Below are 18782 nucleotides of genomic sequence, written 5' to 3' on the forward strand. Positions count from 1 at the left end.
AGCCTTTAATGTCCCTCGACCTGCCGCAAGTGTACCGCCACCACGTCTTTTGTTGCTCCCAGCAGCGCCCGCCCGGCCATCCGCGCGGAAGCTGTGCGGCAAAGAACGCCCACCCGCTGTGGGAGCAGCTCGGCCAGCGCATCCAGGCCAAGGGGCTGCTGGACATCGGCATGGCCTGGACCGGTTGTCTCGGCTTCTGCTCTGCCGGGCCGCTGATGGTGGTCTATCCGGAGGGCCTATGGTACCGCCCGGAAACGCCGGCCGACATCGACGAGATCGTCGACTCGCACCTCGTCAACAACAGGCCGGTCGAACGGCTGGTGATGGTGCTGACCCGCTGACCACAAAAGCTGAACGCAAAAGCCCCTCCGCGGCTTGGCCGGCGGAGGGGCGTTCCTCTTGCGAAGCGACAGTGTGCGGAACGACGATGCTACTTGCGGAACAGGAACTCGCGGCCGACCTTCACACGCTTCTCGCCGTCGTATTCGATGATGTCGGCGGTGGCGTAGGTCTCTGTCCAGCGCTCGGGCAGATAGCTGCCGGTGCCGATGATGTCGACGGGGGCGTTGGCCTCCGCCATCAGGCGGCACTTCGCCGGGCCGAAGCCGGAACTGGCGACGATCTTCACCGCCGGGAAACCGGCTTCGTCCAGCTTCTCGCGCATGAAATGGATCGCCGCGGCCGACACGCCGGTGCCGATCAGGTAGCGGAGCTGCGTCTCGTCGCGGTAGCCGCGGATGGAATGGGGAGCGTGCCGCTCCAGCACCGCGTAGGAACCCGGCGGGTCCAGCCCTTCCAGGAAGCGCCCACCCGGCGTGTCGAGCCGCACCGCCAGCTTGCCCTGCGCGGCGAGGCCGGGGAAGCGACGGCAGACCTCCAGCGCGTCGGTCACCTCGCGCCCGAAGTAATCGACCAGGACGGTCAGCGGCAGCTCGGGGAAGGTCTCGTGGAACATCTCCGCCGCCCGCACGGTCGATCCGGCGTAGCCGATCAGCGCGTGCGGCATCGTGCCCATGCCCTTCTTCTGGCCGAAGAAATGGGCGGTGGCGTCGGTGGCGTTGCCGATGAAGCCCTTGGCGCCGACCTTGCGCTTCGCCCGGTCCGACCCGACCGAGGCGGCGTAGGCCATCATCTCCTCCATCTCCGTGCCGGCGCAGTGGCGCGCCTCCATGGCGAGGAAGGCGGTCTTCGGCAGGTCGGCGCACATGGTGAAGGCGTTGTAGGCGCCGACGCAGGCGGGGCCGAGCTTCTGCAGGATGATCGTCTCGGTATCGACCAGATGGTAGAAGGAGCCGGTGATGTAGAGGATCGGCTCACCCGCACCGACCCACTTTCCTTCCGGATAGTTCAGGACGATGTCGAGGTCGAACCCGCGCTCCCGCGCCACCGCCTCCAGCCATTCGATGGCGAGTCGCGGCGCGCAGACCACCGGGCGGCGCATGAAGATGGCGTAGGTGACCTTCTTGTCCCCGAATTTCCCGACCGCCTCCTTGGTCCGCTTGAAATAGGTGTCGGTCCATTCGGTGATGGCCGACGCGGGCGGATGGCTGGCGGGCGTCTGACTGGCCGGCGGCTTGTTCCTGGTCTCGTCCATGGCGATGTCCTTGTCTTCCCGCTCTTGCCCTTCGCGACGGTCACGTCCGGAGGCCGCCCCCGCGGCGGGAACGGCAATCCGATAGAGAAACCAGCATTATACGCCCCGGCCCTCCGGTGGAAGAGGCTTCATCCGCTTCGGCCAACCGCCGCAAGCAACGGTGATTTACCAAAAATACGCCACGAAATCCGGCGCATTTCAAACACAAAGAAGATGAGAAGAGATGCGCAGTTACTCACTGTAATGCGCTCTCACCAAAAAGTATAAAATACCTGTATTTGACGCCTTCCTTTTATCCATCCACCATACACTCAAGAACAGGCACCTCCCCTTCCGGTGCCGGGAAAAGCGACGAGGTCGGCATGAGCCGGACAATCCGCCAGAACGCGCCGAACATTGCGGCAGCTCCCTCGACGCTGGATCGTCTCAGCCGCCGGGTGGTGGTCGGGCTCCTCTGCACCATGGCCGGGCTGGCCGCCGCGGGCACCGGAGGGGCCTTCCTGCTGAAACCCGGTACGGCGCAGGCCGGACGTGTGGTGGGGGACACGCTGCGCACCGCCGCCAACTACGCGCGGTTGCCGGCGATGATTTTCACGCTGAGCGACGGCGATCGGCTGCGTGAGCTGCGGGTCCGCGTGGTGCTCGACATGGAGCCGACGGCCCCCGCCAAGACAGTGGAAAGCTATGGGCCGCGCATCGCCAGCGCGATGACCAACGTGATGCTGGAGACCGACCCCGGTGAACTGCGCGGGCGCAACGGCGCCTTCTACATCAAGGACGCGGTGATGCGCACTGCCGCGAAGGAACTCGGCCAATGAAAATCCGGCAAGTGCTGGTCCAGGAACTCGTCATGCGCTGACGGAAGGCCAGCCTGCCGCCCCGATCCAAAGCCTCGGCCAACGCTCGACAGAGGCGCTGGAATGGGAAACACTCCCCTCCCGTTCGGATCTTGGGATTGCAAGGAGACGGCCGTGGCCGAGTTTGATTTCGACCTTTTCACCATCGGTGCCGGCTCCGGCGGCGTCGCGGCCAGCCGGCGGGCCGCCTCCATGGGGGCCAAGGTCGCCATCTGCGAAGGCAGCCGCGTCGGCGGCACCTGCGTCATCCGCGGCTGCGTGCCGAAGAAGCTGCTGGTCTACGCCGCCCAGTTCCGCGACGCCTTCGAGGACTCCTGCGCCTATGGCTGGTCCACCACCACGCCAGCCTTCGACTGGGCCACGCTGATCGGGCGCAAGGACGCCGAGATCGACCGGCTGAACGGCATCTACATCAAGATGCTGGAGAATTCCGGGGTCACTCTGCACACCGGCTTCGGGCGGCTGATCGACCGCCATTCGGTCGAGGTGGCGAACCAGCGCTACACCGCGAAGAACATCCTGGTCGCCACCGGCGGCTGGCCGGCGCTGCCCAAGATTCCGGGGATCGAGCACGCCGTCACCTCCAACGAGGCGCTGCAGCTCGGCACCCTGCCCCACTCCGTGATCATCCTGGGCGGCGGCTACATCGCCGTGGAGTTCGCCGGGATCTTCCGGGGCTTGGGCGCCGAGGTCACGATCATGATCCGCGGCGAGGAGCTTCTGAACGGCTTCGACGACGACATCCGCGTCGCGCTGGCCCAGGAGATGCGCAAGCGCGGCATCACCATCCTCACCCGCACCCAGCCGGTGAAGGTCGAGGAGGGCCCCGGCGGTTTCACCGTCACCGACCAACTGGGGCGGGAGCATTCCGCCGGCCTCGTCATGGCGGCGACCGGGCGCCGTCCGAACACGCGCGACCTCGGGCTGGAAGCCGCCGGCGTGGCGCTGGACGACGCCGGGGCGATCCGGGTGGACGAGTATTCGCGCACCAGCGTGGACAACATCTTCGCCGTCGGCGACGTGACCGACCGCATGGCCCTGACCCCCGTCGCCATCGCCGAGGGGCGCGCCTTCGTGGAGACGCTGTTCAACGACAACCCGACCAGCATCAGCTACGCCAACATCCCGACCGCCGTCTTCTCCATCCCGCCGCTCGGGACCGTCGGCCTGACCGAGGCGGAGGCGCGGGCGAAATTCGCGACGGTGGACATCTACAAGGCCGGCTTCCGCCCGATGAAGCACACCATGTCGGGCCGCGACGAGCGCGTCCTGATGAAGCTGGTCGTGGACGGCGAGAGCCAGCGCGTGCTGGGTTGTCACATGATGGGCATGGACGCGCCGGAGATCGTCCAGGGGCTGGGCATCGCCCTGAACTGCGGCGCCACGAAGAAAGATTTCGACCGCACCATCGCCCTCCATCCGTCTACCGCGGAGGAGTTCGTCCTGATGCGCGAGAAGGTGTCCTGACGATCGGACCTAAAACCAAAGGTCAGGAGCCTGATTTCCTGGAACGCTTCTAAGAAGCCTGTGTTGAGGGCACACGACGATGGCGGCGGCACTCACGGCGGCGGTCAAGCACCCCCGCGGAAGCCACCGCCTCCCATCCTTCATCCAAGGCTCCGGGAGGGCTCCTACGCATGTTCATGCACAACAAGAACCTGATGTACACGGTCCGCGTCGCCGAACCGGACCCGAAGCTGGCCAGCCTGATGCTGGAACAGTTCGGCGGACCCCAGGGCGAGTTGGCGGCGGCCTTGCGCTACTTCACGCAGGGCCTGTCCGACGAGGACCCGGGCCGCAAGGACATGCTGATCGACATCGCGACCGAGGAACTGAGCCATCTGGAGATCATCGGCAGCATCGTCGCCATGCTGACCAAGGGCGTGAAGGGCAAACTGGCCGAGGGCGCCGAGGAGGTCACCGACCTCTACGCCGACATCGCCAAGGGCAACGGCAGCCACACGCTGGCCCTGCTCTACGGCGGCGGCCCGGCCCTGACCAACTCCGCGGGGCAGCTGTGGACCGGCGGCTACATCGACAGCATCGGCGAGCCCACCGCCGACCTGCGCTCCAACATCGCCGCGGAATCGCGGGCCAAGATCATCTATGAGCGCCTCATCAACATCACCCCCGATCCGGGCGTGAAGGACGCGCTGACCTTCCTGATGACCCGCGAAATCGCGCACCAGAAGATGTTCGAGAAGGCGCTCTATTCCATCGAGAACAACTTCCCGCCGGGCAAGCTGCCGGGCAACCCGGAATACACCGACAAGTACTACAACATGAGCCAGGGCGACGGCGACATGCGCGGCCCGTGGAACCAGGGCGAGCAGTGGGAGTTCGTCAACGTCACGCCCGACCAGGCCCCGGTCAGCGGCGGCGACGGCAATCCCTCGGTCCGGCTGGCGGCGGAAGAGATGAAGGCCGTCAACGAGGCCGCCAAGCGCACCATGTCGCGCACCGACGTGAACCCGGTGACGGGTGCCGACCTCGGCGCCGGCCCCGGCTCCGGCAAGATGACCCCGGTGAAGTAAGGCCCCGATCACCCTCTCCCCCCTGGGGAGAGGGCTGGGGTGAGGGGGCGCCCGCCAGGGCGTCCACGCTCTGCAATGAGACGACGTGGTCGGCCTCACGGCCGCCCCCTCATCCTGACCTTCTCCCCGTAGGAGAGAAGGAATCAGACCTTCACCACCGCCTCCTCCCGCCTTGGCCGCGTCATCAGCCACATTAGAACCAGCAGCCCCGGCACCGCCCCGCCGGTGGACAGCAGGAAGAAACTGCTCCAGTCCATCCGCTCGGCCAGCCAGCCGGACGACGCCCCGAACAGGTCCCCGCCCAGCTTGTAGAAACTGCTGAGCAGCGCGTATTGCGTGGCCGTGTAGGCGGTGTTGCACAGGCTCGACAGATAAGCGACGAAGGCCGCCGTCGCGATGCCGCCGCAGACATTCTCCAGCGCCACCGTCACCGCCAGCGCCGACACGTCGTGCCCGACCTGCGCCAGCATGACGTAGCCCAGGTTGGACAGCATCTGCATCAGCCCGCCGACCAGCAGCCCGCGCAGCACGCCGATGCGCCCGACCAGCACACCGCCGATCAGCCCGCCGATGATCGTCGCCCACAGGCCGAACAGCTTGGTGACGTTGGCGATCTCCGTCTTCTCGAAGCCGAGATCGACGTAGAAGGGCGCCGACATCACCCCGGCCAGCACGTCTCCCAGCTTGTAGCAGGCGATGAACAGCAGGACCGCCGCCCAGGCCGGGCGCGTCATGAACTCCACGAAGGGCGCCACGACGGCGCCGTAGATCCAGGCCAGCAGGTCCGCCTTCCAGCCCGTCAGGTGCGGGCGCGCGGCCAGCCAGTCGGCCACATGCTGCTCCCGCGCCTTGGACTCCGCGGTGTCCGCGACCTTCGGCTCGCGGTTCAGCAGAATCGTCACCATGCCGACCGCGACCAGCCCGGCCATGACGTAGTAGGCGACGTGCCAGCCGAAGAACTCCGCGAGGTACAAAGCCCCCGCTCCCGCCGCCAGCATGCCGAAGCGGTAGCCAAGCACGAGGATGGCCGCACCCGCGGCCTGCTGGTGCTCCTCCAGAACCTCGACGCGGTAGGCGTCGACCACGATGTCCTGGCTGGCCGAGAAGAAGGCCACAACCACGGCCAGCATGGCGGTCCACCACAGGTCGGTGACCGGGTTGGTGCTGCCCAGCCCGATCAGGGCCGCCATCAGCCCGGCCTGCGCCACCAGCGCCCAGCCGCGCCGCCGCCCGAACAGGCGGGTCATCACCGGCAGGCGCAGCCGGTCGATCAGCGGCGCCCAGACGAACTTCAGCGCATAGGGCATGGTGACCAGCGCGAACAGGCCGATGGCCGTCTTGCTGACGCCACCCTCGCGCAGCCAGATCGACAGGGTGGACCCGGTCAGCGCCAGCGGCAGCCCTTCGGAAAAGCCGAGGAACAGAATGGCGAGAACGCGCCGGTCAAGATAGACGGAGGCCGCCTGACCCCAGGAGGATGGTTTCACCCGTTAACCCTTCCGCACACCTGCGTGTTCGTCTGTATAGGCCGTGTTCGGATGCCCCGGCCAGCGCGCTTTTTCGGGCGCGGCGCCGCATCATCCATTGCGGAAGTTGCGGTCGAAACTATGGAAAAATTTCCCGACTACCGCTATACAGAGTACCCCTCCGGCCGTCATCCGGCCCCAGGTGGAACCCTTAGCACAAGGAAAGAGCGGGCGTCATGGTTGAGCGTTGGTCCCCCGACAGCTGGAGGTCGAAGCCGGCGAGGCAGCTTCCGACCTATCCGGACCCGTCCAAGGTCGAAGCGGTCGAGCAGCGCCTGTCCTCCTATCCCCCGTTGGTCTTTGCGGGCGAGGCGCGCCGGCTGAAGGACAGCCTCGCCGCCGCCGCCGCCGGCAACGCCTTCCTGCTGCAGGGCGGCGACTGCGCGGAGAGCTTCGCGGAGTTTCACCCGAACAACATCCGCGACACCTTCCGCGTCCTGCTGCAGATGGCCGTCGTGCTGACCTTCGGCGCCGCCATCCCGGTGGTCAAGGTGGGCCGCATGGCCGGGCAGTTCGCCAAGCCGCGCTCCGCCGACACCGAGGTGCTGGAGGGGATCGAGCTTCCGTCCTACCGCGGCGACATCATCAACGGCTTCGACTTCACGCCGGACGCCCGCGTTCCCGACCCGGAGCGCATGATGCAGGCCTACACCCAGGCCGCCGCCACGCTGAACCTGCTGCGCGCCTTCTCGCAGGGCGGCTACGCCGACCTGCACAAGGTCCACCAGTGGACGCTGGGCTTCGTCGAGCGCTCCCCCGCCGGTGAGCAGTTCCGCGAGATCGCCAACCGGCTGGACGAGACGCTGGGCTTCATGGCGGCCTGCGGCATCACCGCCCAGACCACCCCGCAGATCCGCGAGACCGAGTTCTTCACCAGCCACGAGGCGCTCCTGCTGCCGTTCGAGCAGGCGATGACCCGCGTCGACAGCACCACCGGCGACTGGTACGACGTCTCGGCCCACATGCTGTGGATCGGCGACCGCACCCGCCAGTTGGACGGCGCGCATGTGGAGTTCCTGCGCGGCGTGAAGAACCCGATCGGCCTGAAGTGCGGCCCGACGACCGATCCGGACGAGCTGATCCGCCTGATCGACCTGCTGAACCCGACCAACGAGCCGGGCCGCCTGACCCTGATCGTCCGCATGGGCGCCGACAAGGTGGCGGAGAAGTTCCCGCCCCTGCTGCGCAAGGTGCAGCGCGAGGGCCGCGTCGTCGTGTGGTCCAGCGACCCGATGCACGGCAACACCGTCAAGTCCTCCAGCGGCTACAAGACCCGCCCGGTGGAGAAGGTGCTGTCGGAGGCGCGCGACTTCTTTGCGGTGCACGAGGCCGAGGGCACCCACGCCGGCGGCGTCCATTTCGAACTGACCGGCCAGGACGTGACGGAGTGCACGGGCGGCGCCCAGGCGATCACCGATCACAAGCTGGCGCTGCGCTACCACACCGCCTGCGACCCGCGGCTGAACGCCAGCCAGGCGCTGGAACTGGCCTTCCTGCTGGCCGAAGAGCTGAAGCGCGCCCGCCTGAAGCGCGACGCCGACCGCCGCGCCGCGGCGGAGTAAGGCGTCCATAGGGGGCTTGCCCCCACCCTAACCCTCCCCCGCTAACGCAGGGGAGGGAACTGCCGCCGCTTCGCAGATGGCACCCTCCCCTGCGAAAGCGGGGGAGGGCCGGGGTGGGGGCAACCGGCGCACGCGCCTACCGCACCACCATCCGTTCCAGCAGCACCTCGCGCACGCGGATGGCCTGCGCCTCGCGCTTCATCACGCTCGCCACGGTGCTCTTGATCAGGTTGGCCCCCTCGGCCCCGTTCAACTGGCCCGGCTCGATCTGACGAAGACGGTCGGCCATCTGGTCGGCGATGCGGGGAACGAAGGGCGTGGCCGGGTTCGGGTCCCCGGTGGGCTCGATCTCCAGAAGCACGCGGATGTCCACCAGCCGCGCGTCGCTGCCGCCCAGCGTGAAGGTCATCGTCGGCAGGGACGCGTAGGTCTTCTGCGCCTTGCGGTCGCCACTGGCGCTGCGGGCGCCGGAATTGCCCGACACCACCGTCCAGGTGCCCAGCGCGGCGAGCAGCACCAGAAACACCGCAACGAGGACAGGCATCAACGACACCGATTCCCCATCGGAGCGCCGCAGCAGGAACCGCACGGGCCGCCTTTCCCCCATCATTCCCCGGATGGGGCATGGGCATATTTAACAATGATTTATCCTAGATAAAAAAACGGGGCCGGTCAAAGCGCGTCGCGCGACCAGCCCCGCTTTTTACTTGAAATCAGCGCCCGTCCTTCAGCCGCCGATGCTGCCCATGCACAAATACTTGATTTCCAAGTAATCCTCGATGCCGTACTTGGAACCCTCGCGGCCGATGCCGCTTTCCTTCATGCCGCCGAAGGGGGCGACCTCGGTGGAGATGATGCCCTCGTTGATGCCGACGATGCCGTATTCCAGCGCCTCCGCCACCCGCCAGACGCGCCCGATGTCGCGGCTGTAGAAGTAGGCGGCCAGACCGAACTCGGTGGCGTTGGCCATGCGCACGGCCTCCTCCTCCGTCTCGAAGCGGAACAGCGGGGCGACCGGGCCGAAGGTCTCCTCGCGCGCCACCTTCATCGCCGGGGTCACGTCGGCGAGAATGGTCGGCTCGAAGAAGCTGCCGCCCAGCTCATGCCGCTTGCCGCCCAGCACCACGCGGGCGCCCTTCTCCGTGGCGTCGCGGATGTGGTCCTCGACCTTCTCCACCGCGGCCATGTCGATCAGCGGCCCCTGCTGCGCCCCCTCCGTGGTCAGGCCGGGGCCGACCTTCAGCGCCTTCACCGCCTCGGCCAGCTTGGCCGCGAAGGCGTCGTAGACTCCGGACTGCACCAGCAGCCGGTTCGCGCAGACGCAGGTCTGGCCGGTGTTGCGGTACTTGGACGCGATAGCGCCCTTCACCGCCTCGTCGAGGTCGGCGTCGTTGAAGACCAGGAAAGGCGCGTTGCCGCCCAGTTCCAGTGATATCTTCTTCACCGTGCCGGCGCACTGGGCCATCAGCTCCTTGCCGATCTCTGTGGAGCCGGTGAAGGTCAGCTTGCGCACCGTCGGGTTGCCGGTCATCTCGCCGCCGATGGCGCGGGCCGAGCCGGTGACGACGGCGAGGATGCCCGCCGGGATGCCCGCCCGCTCCGCCAGAACCGCCATGGCGAGCGCGGTCAGCGGGGTGGCGGTCGCCGGCTTGATGACCATCGGGCAGCCGGCGGCCAGCGCCGGGCCGGCCTTGCGGGTGATCATCGCCGCCGGGAAGTTCCACGGCGTGATGGCGGCGGTGACGCCGATCGGCTCCTTGGTCACGACGATGCGGCGGCCCGGCAGATGCTGCGGGATGGTGTCGCCGTAGACGCGCTTGCCCTCCTCGGCGAACCATTCGATGAAGGATGCGGCGTAGGCCACCTCGCCCCGCGCCTCGGCGAGCGGCTTGCCCTGCTCCGCCGTCATGATGCGGGCGAGATCCTCCTGGTTCGCCATCATCAGGTCGAACCACGTCCGCAGGGTCTTCGCGCGCTCCTTCGCGGTCAGGGCCCGCCAGGCCGGCCAGGCCCGTTCGGCGGCGTCGATGGCGCGGCGCGTCTCGTCCGCGCCCATCATCGGCACGCTGCCCAGGACGCTGCCGTCGGCGGGGTTGGTCACCTCCACGGTCTTGCCGCTGTCGGCGTCGATCCACCGGCCATCGACGAAGCCCTGGAATCGCAGCAGCTCGGCGTCCTTCAACCCAAGACGGCGGGCGGTGTCCACGGAATCATACGGCATGGTGCCTTCCTTCCCTTGGTTCTTGCGCGCAACAGCGCGGTCGCCAGAGAGTATAGGACACCACGCCCCCTCTGCGATCCTTCGCGTGGCGGGGGCAGGCGTGCGGACCGGGGATGGAACGCCGGCGGTTACGCCGGAAGGACCGGCACGTTGTCGATCAGGCGGGCCTTGCCCATCCAGGCGGCGGCCAGCAGGCGCGCCGGACGCTCCACGCGGGTCACCGGCGCCAGCGTGTCGGCGTCGCGCAGCTCGACATAGTCGATGGAGCCGAAACCGGCGGCGGTGATGCGCGCCCGCACCGCCTCCAGGACTGTGGCGGCCTCCGCGCCGCCGGCCAGCGCCGAGGCGGCGTCGAGAAGCGCACGGTTCAGCTCCGGCGCGCGGGCGCGCTCGTCGGCGGAAAGGTAGGCGTTGCGCGAGGACATGGCGAGCCCGTCGGCCTCGCGCACCGTCGGCAGCCCCTCCACCCGCACCGGGATGTCGAGATCGCGGGCGAAGCGGCGGATGACCATGAGCTGCTGGTAATCCTTCTCCCCGAACACCGCCACATCGGGCTGGGCCTGCAGGAACAGCTTGGTCACGACCAGGGCGACACCGCCGAACATCTGGGGCCGGAAGGTGCCGCACAGCCCCTCCGCCGGGCCGCCGACCGAGATGGTCGTGGCGAAGCCCTCCGGGTACATCGCGCGCACCGTGGGGGCGTAGAGCAGATGACAGCCCGCCGAGGCGAGCTTGCCCGAATCCCCGGCCTCGTCGCGCGGGTAGCGGTCGAAGTCCTCGTGCGGGGCGAATTGGGTCGGGTTGACGAAGACGCTGGAGACCACCCGGTCCGCCAGCTCACGCGCGCGGCGCACCAGGGCAAGATGGCCGTCGTGCAGGGCCCCCATGGTCGGCACCAGGGCCACCGTTTTGCCGTCGCGATGCCAGGCGGAGACCTGGGTGCGGAGATCGTCCACGCTGCGGACGACCGGCAGGGGCTGTTCCGACTCCGGCAGGCGGGCGGCGGCGAGGGAGGTCATGGCGGGTGCTCCACAGGCGTCATAAACGGCGCTGGGATAAACCGCCGGATCGGCGCTGTCCAGTCATGGAATTAACCGGGCAAGCCCGAATTTGAAATTTTTCCATCCTGCAGGCAGGCCAGCGGGCGGGTCGGACCTTGCAGCCCCCCGCCCGCGGGCGGGGTCAGCGCATCAGCGTGACGACGACCAGATAGGTCAGGTTCACCCAGGCGCCGAGCGTGGCCAGAAGGACCAGGGTGGCCGGAGACAGGACCACCGAACCGAGGATCACGACGAGCGCCACGACCAGCAGGCCGAGGGCGAGAAGGGTCACGCGCGTATCTTCCATGTCACTGCTTCCAGATGATTGAGCAAATCGGATGCTGGAAGCGATAGACGAAAACCCCACGCGCTGTAGCTGATCTGAATCAACTGCGGCGGCGTTCGTCTCAAAAAGACACGGGCAATGGGCGGAGATTTTTTGTGGTATTGCGTCCAGGCACGGGACTGCGCAACCTGCACAAGGCCCCATTACTGACGAATTCCAACGATGTTTCGGAGAAGAGGCAGGGCTTGGGATGGTGGGCGCAGTAGGGATTGAACCTACGACCCCACCCGTGTGAAGGGTGTGCTCTCCCGCTGAGCTATGCGCCCATCCCAAAGAAACAACCGCTGACACACCACAGAGACGACAATGCGAGGCCCGACGGACCCCGATCCTGAGCGGCCCATATGGTGGAGGGGATGGTACCATCCGCAAAGCCCAGGAACCACCGGACTTTGGGATGGTGGGCGCAGTAGGGATTGAACCTACGACCCCACCCGTGTGAAGGGTGTGCTCTCCCGCTGAGCTATGCGCCCATCCCAGTAAAACCGCGCCGGCGTCAGGCTCGTTTCGCTGTCGCGTCGTTGCCACCGCTGCGGTGAGGCGGGTTTCTAAAGGCCCCGCCCCCTCCTGTCAAGCACCTGTTTCACACCAATATCAAAGAAGCCCTTCCGCCCGGAGCCCCCGATGAGCCAATGGACATGACGCACCGGACCGCGCTTCCCGCCAAGCTTCCCGCCAAGCGTCCCTCGGTCGCTCTCATCGTCGGGCTGTTCGCGGCGGTCGCCGGTCTGTTTTCCCCGCCTGCCCTGGCGCAGCGCTGGCAGTTGGACTACCGCGTCCATGTCGGCGGCGTGGCCGTGCTCGACGCACGGGCGGAGCTGACCCTGACCCAAGGCCGCTACAGCGTCCAGGTCAACGCCGCGACGGATGGCTTTCTGGGACGCCTGTTTCCCTGGGAAACCCAATCGCTCAGCGTCGGCACGGTCGGGCCGGATGGCGTCGTCCCGATCCGCCATACCCAGTCCGGCGTTCTGCGCGGTTCCCCGCGGACCGTCACTTTGGACTATGGGCCGGACGGCCGCGTTCGCACGCAGGTCTCCCCGCCCCCGGAGGAGGAGGACCGCGACCCCGTCTCCGAGAACCTCACCCGGCAGAGTCGCGATCCGTTGAGCGGTGTCTTGGAAATGCTGCTCGCCGGGTTTCACGGTGAGGGATGCCAGCGCACGGTGCCCATTTATGACGGGCGCCGCCGGTACGACATGATCTTCACGGATCGGGGAATGACCACGGTCGGGGCGTCGCGCCATTCGGTGTTCTCGGGCGCGGCGCGGCAATGCCGGGTGTCTCACAAGCCGATCGCCGGCTACGAGCGCACGCCGCGCCAACCCTTCTGGCAGCGTGGCGGAGGCCGGGAGGAACGCCCGCCCGTCGATCTGTGGATCGCTCCGGTGGAGGGGGCAGGCCCGCCCCTGCCCGTCCGGCTGGAAACCGACAGCGGATTCGGCGGGGTCGTCGTCCACCTCATCGCCGCCCGCAAGACCGACCAGACGGCGGAGCGTCCCGCTGAACCGGCGCCGGGGCGGATCCGTTGAGGGTCAGGCGCGCCCGACGTTGCCGCTGCCGGCGGTGGGATGATACAGCAGTTCGGCCATCGGCCGCTTGGCCAGCGCCTGTTCGCACAGGCGGTTGAACTCGGCCATCTTGCGCTGGAGGTCGCTGTGGTGGGCCATCATCCGGTCGAAGTCAGCGGTGGCCGAGTCGATCTGGCTGTTGGCCGGGGTGCGGTTGGCGGCGTGGCCTTCGATGGACAGAACATCGGCGGACAGGGAGTTGCCGGTCTGGGTCTTACCGGGGAAGGCAAGGATCTGGGCCATCGGGTGTCTCCTTCGCTCACCACCATTCGATGCACCCATCCAACTACATTTACCTTTCGTTAGCCACTGTTAATCTCTCGTTAACCATGACAAGAAGGAGACCTACGGCGAAGCCCTCGCTGGACCCGGTCGCGCGGCCGGCCGCTCAGGCGCCCAGCCGCCGCAGGGCGTCCGGCAGGTCGGCGATGCGGTCGAGCAGGATGTCGGCGCCCAACTCCTGCACCGGCATGCGGGGATAACCGTAGGTCATCGCCACCACCGGCAGCCCGGCGGCACGGGCGGCCTTAACGTCGTTGCGGTTGTCCCCCACCATCGCGGCGCTGCCGCCGCCCAGCGCCTCGACCACCCAGGACAGATGGCGCCCGTCCGGCTTCTTCACCGGCAGCGTGTCGCCGCCGGCCAGCGCGCCGAACAGGGGTGACAGGCCCAGAGTGTCCAGCAGTTTCCGGGTGATCCGCTCCGGCTTGTTGGTGCACAGCCCCAGCTTCACACCACCGTCCGCCAGCCCTTTCAAGGTTTCCGGCACGCCGGGATAGAGCACAGCGGACTCATCGTCCTGAAAATAGGCATCGAGATAGTCGGCCAGGGCCGGCTGCAGCGCCTCGTCGGTCAGGGCATCGCCGGTCGCCGCGAAGGCCTGCCGGACGAGGGCGGCCGACCCGTCGCCCACCATGCCGCGCACCTGCGCCTCGGTGAGGGTGGGCCGTGCAAAGCGGGACAGGGTACGGTTCAGGACGCGGGTCATGTCCCGCGCGCTGTCGATCAGCGTGCCGTCCAGGTCGAAAACGACCGCGGAGAAGGGGATGGCGGCGGGCGCGGCGGACATCGGCAGGAGTCCCATGATGAGGCAAAGACGGGCGAATACCCCTTTCGATAGCACGCTCTTCCCCCGGCGGCGAGCCCCTGTTCCCGCGATCCACCCCCGGCATAGGCCCATCGGCGCCGGCGGCGCGGGGTGTGTACACCCTCGGGCCGCGATTTGTGTATGTCAGATTGACACAAAAGTTGACTTGGGGTCCCGGCACCGGATGTGGCACTGAATGGCTGAAGACAGACGTATTGTCCGGATTTTGATGCGCATGCTTTTCTGCCCGTCCGCCATAACCCACACCCAATACTGCAGGGATATCCGATGACTCAGCACCGCCCGCTCGCCTGCGTCATTCTTGCCGCCGGCAAAGGCACCCGCATGAAGTCGGACCTGCCGAAGGTCCTGCACCGCGTCGCCGGCCAGCCGATGGTCGGCCATGTGCTGTCCGCGGTGAGAGCGCTCGACCCCGACCATGTGGTCGTGGTGGTCGGCCCCGGAATGGACAATGTGGCCGACGCCGTCGCCCCCTACCCCACCGCCGTCCAGCACGAGCAGCGCGGCACCGCCGACGCGGTCCGCGCCGCCTTCGGCCTGCTGGAGGGCTTCGACGGAGACGTGGTGGTGCTCTACGGCGACACGCCACTGGTCACGCCCGACACGTTGCGCGCCATGGTCGCCGCGCGGCGCCAGCCGAGCGACCCTGCGGTCGTCGTCCTGGGCATGCGCCCCGACGATCCCGGCGCCTACGGCCGCCTGATCCTGAACGCCCGCGGCGGGTTGGAGAAAATCGTCGAGTATCTGGATGCCTCGGAGGAGGAGCGCCAGGTCACCCTGTGCAACGCCGGGCTGATGGCCTTCGACGGGGCGCGGATGTTCGACCTCATCAGCCGCATCGGCAACGCCAACGCCAAGAGCGAATACTACCTCACCGACGTGGTGCAGATCGCCCGCAGCAACGGCATGGCCTGCGCGGTGGTCGAGTCCGCCCCGGCGGAGGTTGTCGGCGTGAACTCCCGCGCCGAGCTGTCGGAAGTGGAGAAGCTGATCCAGCGCCGCCTGCGCAAGGCCGCCATGGACAACGGCGCCACCCTGACCGACCCGGACAGCGTTACCTTCTGCGTGGACACCCGCCTCGGCCGCGACGTGATCGTCGGCCCGCATGTGGTGTTCGGCCCCGGCGTGGTCGTCGCCGACCGGGTGGAGATCAAGGCCTTCAGCCATCTGGAGCAGGTTCGCGTGGACAGCGGCGCCCAGGTCGGCCCCTACGCCCGCCTGCGCCCGGGGGCGGAGATCGGCCCGGACGCCCACATCGGCAACTTTGTCGAGATCAAGAACGCGAAGATCGAGGCCGGAGCCAAGGTCAACCACCTCACCTACATCGGCGACGCGCGGGTGGGGGCGAAGGCCAACATCGGCGCCGGGACCATCACCTGCAATTACGACGGCTACGCCAAGAGCCACACCGACATCGGCGCCGGAGCCTTCATCGGCTCCAACACCGCGCTGGTTGCCCCGGTCAAGGTGGGCGACGGCGCGATCGTCGGGGCAGGCAGCGTGGTCACCACCGACGTCGAGGGCGACGCGCTGGTCGTGGCGCGCGGGCGCCAGCAGGCTTACACCGGCTGGGCCAAGCGTTTCCGCGAACGGAAGCAAAACGAGAAAGCGAAAAAGGCGTAAGATTGCCCCGGTTGACCGTTCATCCGGCCCCGGCCATCATTCAGGAGTTGCAGGTTCATGTGTGGCATCATCGGCATCATCGGCACGCATGACGCGGCCCCCCGTCTCGTCGAGGGCCTGCGCCGCCTCGAATACCGCGGTTACGACAGCGCCGGCGTCGCCACGCTGGTCAAGGGCGGCATCGAGCGCCGCCGCGCCGAGGGCAAGCTGCTCAACCTCGACGCCAAGCTGCGCGAGGCGCCGCTGCCGGGCGTGATCGGCATCGGCCACACCCGCTGGGCCACGCACGGCGGCCCGACCGAGAACAACGCCCACCCGCACGCCACGCACCGCGTGGCCGTGGTGCACAACGGCATCATCGAGAATTACCAGGAGCTGAAGGCCGAGCTGATCGAGCACGGCTACGTCTTCGAAAGCGCCACCGACACCGAGGTCATCGCTCACCTCGTCACCTATTACATGGAGAAGGAAGGGCTCGGTCCGGTCGAAGCCGCCGCCGCCTCCTTCAAGCGCTTCACCGGCGCCTTCTCGCTGGTGCTGCTGTTCTCCGGCCAGGAGGACATGCTCATCGGCGCCCGCCACGGCACGCCGCTGGCCGTCGGCTACGGCGAGGGGGAAATGTATTTCGCCTCCGACGCCTTCGCCCTGGCGCCGCTGACCAACCGCATCTGCTATCTGGAGGACGGCGACTGGGTGGAGCTGACCCGCAGCGCCGCGGTGATCCACGACGCCAGCGACGCGGTGGTGGAGCGTCCGGTCAAGACCACCGCCCTGTCCGGCGCGCTGATCGGCAAGGACGGCTACCGGCACTACATGCTCAAGGAGATCTATGAGCAGCCGCAGGTCATCGGCGACACGCTGAACGCCTACATCAACCCGGAGACCGGCCGCGTCACCCTGCCGGAGACCAGCTTCGACATCGCCAAGGCGACGAAGCTGACCATTGTCGCCTGCGGCACCGCCTACTACGCCGGCGTGGTGGCCAAGTACTGGTTCGAGACGCTGGCCCGCTTGCCGGTCGAGGTCGACATCGCTTCGGAGTTCCGCTACCGCGAGGCACCGATGCCCGAGGGCGGTGTGGCGCTGTTCATCAGCCAGTCGGGCGAGACGCTGGATACGCTGGAGGCGCTGCGCTACTGCAAGCGCCAGGGCCAGAAGATCCTGTCCATTGTCAACGTGCCGGAAAGCACCATCGCGCGCGAGTCCGACGCGGTGCTCTACACCATGGCCGGCCCGGAGATCGGCGTCGCCTCGACCAAGGCCTTCACGACGCAGCTGACGACGCTGGCCTGCTTGGCGGTCACGGTCGGCCATGCCCGCGGCGTCATCCCGGCGGAGCGGATGCAACAGATCGCCCAGGCCCTGCGCGAGGTGCCGGCCCGCGCCGCTGACGTGCTGGCCCACGACGAGCGCCTGCACGAACTGGCGCAGGAGGTCGCGGAGGCCCGCGACGTGCTGTATCTCGGTCGCGGCGCGATGTACCCGCTGGCTTTGGAAGGCGCGCTGAAGCTGAAGGAGATCAGCTACATCCACGCCGAGGGCTATGCGGCGGGCGAACTGAAGCACGGCCCGATCGCGCTGATCGACGAGAATGTGCCGGTGATCGTGCTGGTGCCTTCGGACGGGCTGTTCGAGAAGACCGTGTCCAACGTCCAGGAGGTCTGCGCGCGGTCGGGCAAGGTGCTCCTGATCGCCGATAAGAAGGGCATCGACAAGCTGTCCGACAAGGTCCGCTGGTCGCTGGAGCTTCCGGCCTGCGACCCGCTGGTCGCCCCGCTGCTCTACGCCATCCCGGTTCAGCTGCTGGCCTATCACGTCGCCGTGCTCAAGGGCACCGACGTCGACCAGCCCCGCAACCTCGCCAAGTCGGTCACCGTCGAGTAAGGCGACCCACTCAAACAAGGTCCCGCCAAAGAAAAAGCCCCCGTCCGACCGGCGGGGGCTTTTTCATTTCCTCAAGGAAGGCCGGTCAGGACGCCCAATGGCGCTTCGGACCGACGTCCACATGGACGAAATTGCTGTCCGGGTAATAGCCCACCCCGCCCCCGCGCAGGCTGAGCGCCGCGCGTTGCAGGGTGCGCAACGGCAGGCCGGGCACCCGCAGGTCGATGGCCTTGCCCTGCATGTGGAAGCTGTTCTGCGCGACGCCGCTGCCGTCCTGCTCACGCAGCCACGCGTTGGATTCGGGGGAGCGATAGCCGGAGATGATGTGAACCGGCGTCTTGCTGCCGACCTTGCGGGTCAGCGCGTGCAGCAGATCCAGGAGCTTCGGGTCGATGGGATGCACCGCACCGGTGCGGTGGTCGCGCAGGAGATGGTTGATCTCACGCAGGCCGTCGCGCTGGTAGCGGCCCTTGGACCAATATTCCGCCCGCACCCGCTCGCCGGTGTGAAGGTTGAGGAGGACCAATTGCCGCGGCGGGGCGCGCAACGCCGCCTCCGACACCTCCGGGGCCATCACCATCCCGGCGGCGGCCGTCGCCAGACCGATGCGCAACAGTTCCCTCCGGCCGAGCTTGGCTGCTGGTGTCGGTTGGAATTTGGCCTCGGTCATCATGCCTCCATGGGGTCCCGAACGGGGCTGCGCGCAGAGCACCCCCTTTTTGTCCGATGACTTTTGGCGGCAGAGCCCCCGCTTCTGTCAAGAAACCAATGGTTAACGTCTTTAAAAAGCCCGTACTTCCTGGGCTTGCCAGGGCGGCCGCACGACGTGTGGCAAGGTGGCGGGATACGTTACAGCGCTGAAACACAGCGGACCGCACTTCCGATTCGCCCGGGTCCCACCGGAACCGATCGTGAC

At 67.5% G+C, this 18782-nt stretch carries 17 protein-coding genes and 2 tRNA genes; 8 read left to right on the top strand and 11 right to left on the bottom strand.

Translation table 11 applies throughout. The features are described from left to right. Nucleotides 1–8: 8 nt before the first annotated feature. Nucleotides 9–341 (top strand): (2Fe-2S) ferredoxin domain-containing protein, encoded by a 333-nt coding sequence (locus AMK58_RS08590; protein ID WP_035674424.1) that lies wholly within the window; start codon nucleotides 9–11, stop codon nucleotides 339–341. Nucleotides 342–430: 89 nt separating this feature from the next. Here the strand turns inward: AMK58_RS08590 and AMK58_RS08595 are convergent, their stop codons facing one another. After that, complete coding sequence (locus tag AMK58_RS08595; RefSeq protein ID WP_035674421.1) at nucleotides 431–1594, bottom strand: nicotinate phosphoribosyltransferase; 1164 nt, start codon at nucleotides 1592–1594, stop codon at nucleotides 431–433. Nucleotides 1595–1956: 362 nt separating this feature from the next. Between AMK58_RS08595 and AMK58_RS08600 the strand changes: the two genes are divergently transcribed. From AMK58_RS08600 to AMK58_RS08610, 3 genes are all read left to right on the top strand, one after another. Beyond that, on the top strand, nucleotides 1957–2412 hold the full coding sequence (locus tag AMK58_RS08600; RefSeq protein ID WP_059398804.1) for a flagellar basal body-associated FliL family protein: 456 nt from the start codon (nucleotides 1957–1959) through the stop codon (nucleotides 2410–2412). A gap of 153 nt (nucleotides 2413–2565) precedes the next feature. Then, a complete protein-coding gene (gene gor, locus AMK58_RS08605; RefSeq protein ID WP_035674415.1) occupies nucleotides 2566–3918 on the top strand; it encodes a glutathione-disulfide reductase in 1353 nt (450 codons plus the stop codon). Nucleotides 3919–4088: 170 nt separating this feature from the next. Next, entirely contained in the window at nucleotides 4089–4985 is an 897-nt protein-coding gene (locus AMK58_RS08610) for a manganese catalase family protein (RefSeq protein ID WP_035674412.1), read from the top strand. 143 nt (nucleotides 4986–5128) lie between these two features. Here the strand turns inward: AMK58_RS08610 and AMK58_RS08615 are convergent, their stop codons facing one another. Further along, nucleotides 5129–6472, bottom strand: a complete 1344-nt coding sequence (locus AMK58_RS08615) for an AmpG family muropeptide MFS transporter (RefSeq protein ID WP_035674409.1) — start codon at nucleotides 6470–6472, stop codon at nucleotides 5129–5131. Nucleotides 6473–6687: 215 nt separating this feature from the next. Between AMK58_RS08615 and AMK58_RS08620 the strand changes: the two genes are divergently transcribed. Continuing rightward, on the top strand, nucleotides 6688–8073 hold the full coding sequence (locus AMK58_RS08620) for a class II 3-deoxy-7-phosphoheptulonate synthase (protein ID WP_035674406.1): 1386 nt from the start codon (nucleotides 6688–6690) through the stop codon (nucleotides 8071–8073). 136 nt (nucleotides 8074–8209) lie between these two features. Here the strand turns inward: AMK58_RS08620 and AMK58_RS08625 are convergent, their stop codons facing one another. The 6 genes from AMK58_RS08625 to AMK58_RS08650 all read right to left on the bottom strand — a co-directional run bounded on the left by AMK58_RS08625 (nucleotide 8210) and on the right by AMK58_RS08650 (nucleotide 12153). Further along, the gene (locus AMK58_RS08625) at nucleotides 8210–8617 is read right to left on the bottom strand and encodes a flagellar basal body-associated FliL family protein (protein WP_236778088.1); all 408 of its coding nucleotides are present in this window, start codon (nucleotides 8615–8617) and stop codon (nucleotides 8210–8212) included. 183 nt (nucleotides 8618–8800) lie between these two features. Beyond that, entirely contained in the window at nucleotides 8801–10294 is a 1494-nt protein-coding gene (gabD, locus tag AMK58_RS08630; RefSeq protein WP_035674400.1) for an NADP-dependent succinate-semialdehyde dehydrogenase, read from the bottom strand. 128 nt (nucleotides 10295–10422) lie between these two features. Then, nucleotides 10423–11313, bottom strand: coding sequence for a pantoate--beta-alanine ligase (panC, locus tag AMK58_RS08635; protein ID WP_051140273.1), 891 nt, complete (start codon nucleotides 11311–11313; stop codon nucleotides 10423–10425). A gap of 163 nt (nucleotides 11314–11476) precedes the next feature. Continuing rightward, the gene (locus tag AMK58_RS08640; protein WP_014240656.1) at nucleotides 11477–11641 is read right to left on the bottom strand and encodes a hypothetical protein; all 165 of its coding nucleotides are present in this window, start codon (nucleotides 11639–11641) and stop codon (nucleotides 11477–11479) included. 230 nt (nucleotides 11642–11871) lie between these two features. Beyond that, nucleotides 11872–11946, bottom strand: a tRNA-Val gene (locus AMK58_RS08645). 132 nt (nucleotides 11947–12078) lie between these two features. Beyond that, nucleotides 12079–12153, bottom strand: a tRNA-Val gene (locus tag AMK58_RS08650). A 165-nt stretch (nucleotides 12154–12318) separates the two neighbouring features. On the opposite strand from AMK58_RS08650, the gene AMK58_RS08655 reads away from it, so the two are divergent. Continuing rightward, nucleotides 12319–13212, top strand: coding sequence for a DUF3108 domain-containing protein (locus AMK58_RS08655; protein ID WP_158283109.1), 894 nt, complete (start codon nucleotides 12319–12321; stop codon nucleotides 13210–13212). A gap of 3 nt (nucleotides 13213–13215) precedes the next feature. Here the strand turns inward: AMK58_RS08655 and AMK58_RS08660 are convergent, their stop codons facing one another. Beyond that, entirely contained in the window at nucleotides 13216–13494 is a 279-nt protein-coding gene (locus AMK58_RS08660; RefSeq protein ID WP_035674398.1) for a hypothetical protein, read from the bottom strand. Nucleotides 13495–13639: 145 nt separating this feature from the next. Further along, entirely contained in the window at nucleotides 13640–14320 is a 681-nt protein-coding gene (locus AMK58_RS08665) for an HAD-IA family hydrolase (RefSeq protein WP_035674395.1), read from the bottom strand. Between the two features lie 306 nt (nucleotides 14321–14626). On the opposite strand from AMK58_RS08665, the gene glmU reads away from it, so the two are divergent. After that, nucleotides 14627–15982, top strand: coding sequence for a bifunctional UDP-N-acetylglucosamine diphosphorylase/glucosamine-1-phosphate N-acetyltransferase GlmU (gene glmU / locus AMK58_RS08670; RefSeq protein WP_035674392.1), 1356 nt, complete (start codon nucleotides 14627–14629; stop codon nucleotides 15980–15982). 57 nt (nucleotides 15983–16039) lie between these two features. Further along, on the top strand, nucleotides 16040–17866 hold the full coding sequence (gene glmS / locus AMK58_RS08675; RefSeq protein ID WP_035674389.1) for a glutamine--fructose-6-phosphate transaminase (isomerizing): 1827 nt from the start codon (nucleotides 16040–16042) through the stop codon (nucleotides 17864–17866). Nucleotides 17867–17951: 85 nt separating this feature from the next. On the opposite strand, the gene mepK is transcribed toward glmS, so the two are convergent. Further along, nucleotides 17952–18479 carry a peptidoglycan L,D-endopeptidase MepK gene (mepK, locus tag AMK58_RS08680; RefSeq protein WP_236778089.1) on the bottom strand — a complete coding sequence of 176 codons (528 nt, stop codon included), beginning with the start codon at nucleotides 18477–18479 and terminating at the stop codon, nucleotides 17952–17954. Between the last annotated feature and the right edge of the window lie 303 nt (nucleotides 18480–18782).

It is taken from the genome of Azospirillum brasilense, from assembly GCF_001315015.1.
Classification (GTDB): domain Bacteria; phylum Pseudomonadota; class Alphaproteobacteria; order Azospirillales; family Azospirillaceae; genus Azospirillum; species Azospirillum brasilense.

Bases quoted from the DNA above. Each gene is read 5' to 3' on its own strand.
- AMK58_RS08590 (WP_035674424.1), top strand. From the start codon at position 9: ATGTCCCTCGACCTGCCGCAAGTGTACCGCCACCACGTCTTTTGTTGC.
- AMK58_RS08595 (WP_035674421.1), bottom strand. From the start codon at position 1,594: ATGGACGAGACCAGGAACAAGCCGCCGGCCAGTCAGACGCCCGCCAGC.
- AMK58_RS08600 (WP_059398804.1), top strand. From the start codon at position 1,957: ATGAGCCGGACAATCCGCCAGAACGCGCCGAACATTGCGGCAGCTCCC.
- AMK58_RS08610 (WP_035674412.1), top strand. From the start codon at position 4,089: ATGTTCATGCACAACAAGAACCTGATGTACACGGTCCGCGTCGCCGAA.
- AMK58_RS08620 (WP_035674406.1), top strand. From the start codon at position 6,688: ATGGTTGAGCGTTGGTCCCCCGACAGCTGGAGGTCGAAGCCGGCGAGG.
- AMK58_RS08625 (WP_236778088.1), bottom strand. From the start codon at position 8,617: ATGCCTGTCCTCGTTGCGGTGTTTCTGGTGCTGCTCGCCGCGCTGGGC.
- gabD (WP_035674400.1), bottom strand. From the start codon at position 10,294: ATGCCGTATGATTCCGTGGACACCGCCCGCCGTCTTGGGTTGAAGGAC.
- panC (WP_051140273.1), bottom strand. From the start codon at position 11,313: ATGACCTCCCTCGCCGCCGCCCGCCTGCCGGAGTCGGAACAGCCCCTG.
- AMK58_RS08640 (WP_014240656.1), bottom strand. From the start codon at position 11,641: ATGGAAGATACGCGCGTGACCCTTCTCGCCCTCGGCCTGCTGGTCGTG.
- AMK58_RS08655 (WP_158283109.1), top strand. From the start codon at position 12,319: ATGACGCACCGGACCGCGCTTCCCGCCAAGCTTCCCGCCAAGCGTCCC.
- AMK58_RS08660 (WP_035674398.1), bottom strand. From the start codon at position 13,494: ATGGCCCAGATCCTTGCCTTCCCCGGTAAGACCCAGACCGGCAACTCC.
- AMK58_RS08665 (WP_035674395.1), bottom strand. From the start codon at position 14,320: ATGTCCGCCGCGCCCGCCGCCATCCCCTTCTCCGCGGTCGTTTTCGAC.
- glmU (WP_035674392.1), top strand. From the start codon at position 14,627: ATGACTCAGCACCGCCCGCTCGCCTGCGTCATTCTTGCCGCCGGCAAA.
- glmS (WP_035674389.1), top strand. From the start codon at position 16,040: ATGTGTGGCATCATCGGCATCATCGGCACGCATGACGCGGCCCCCCGT.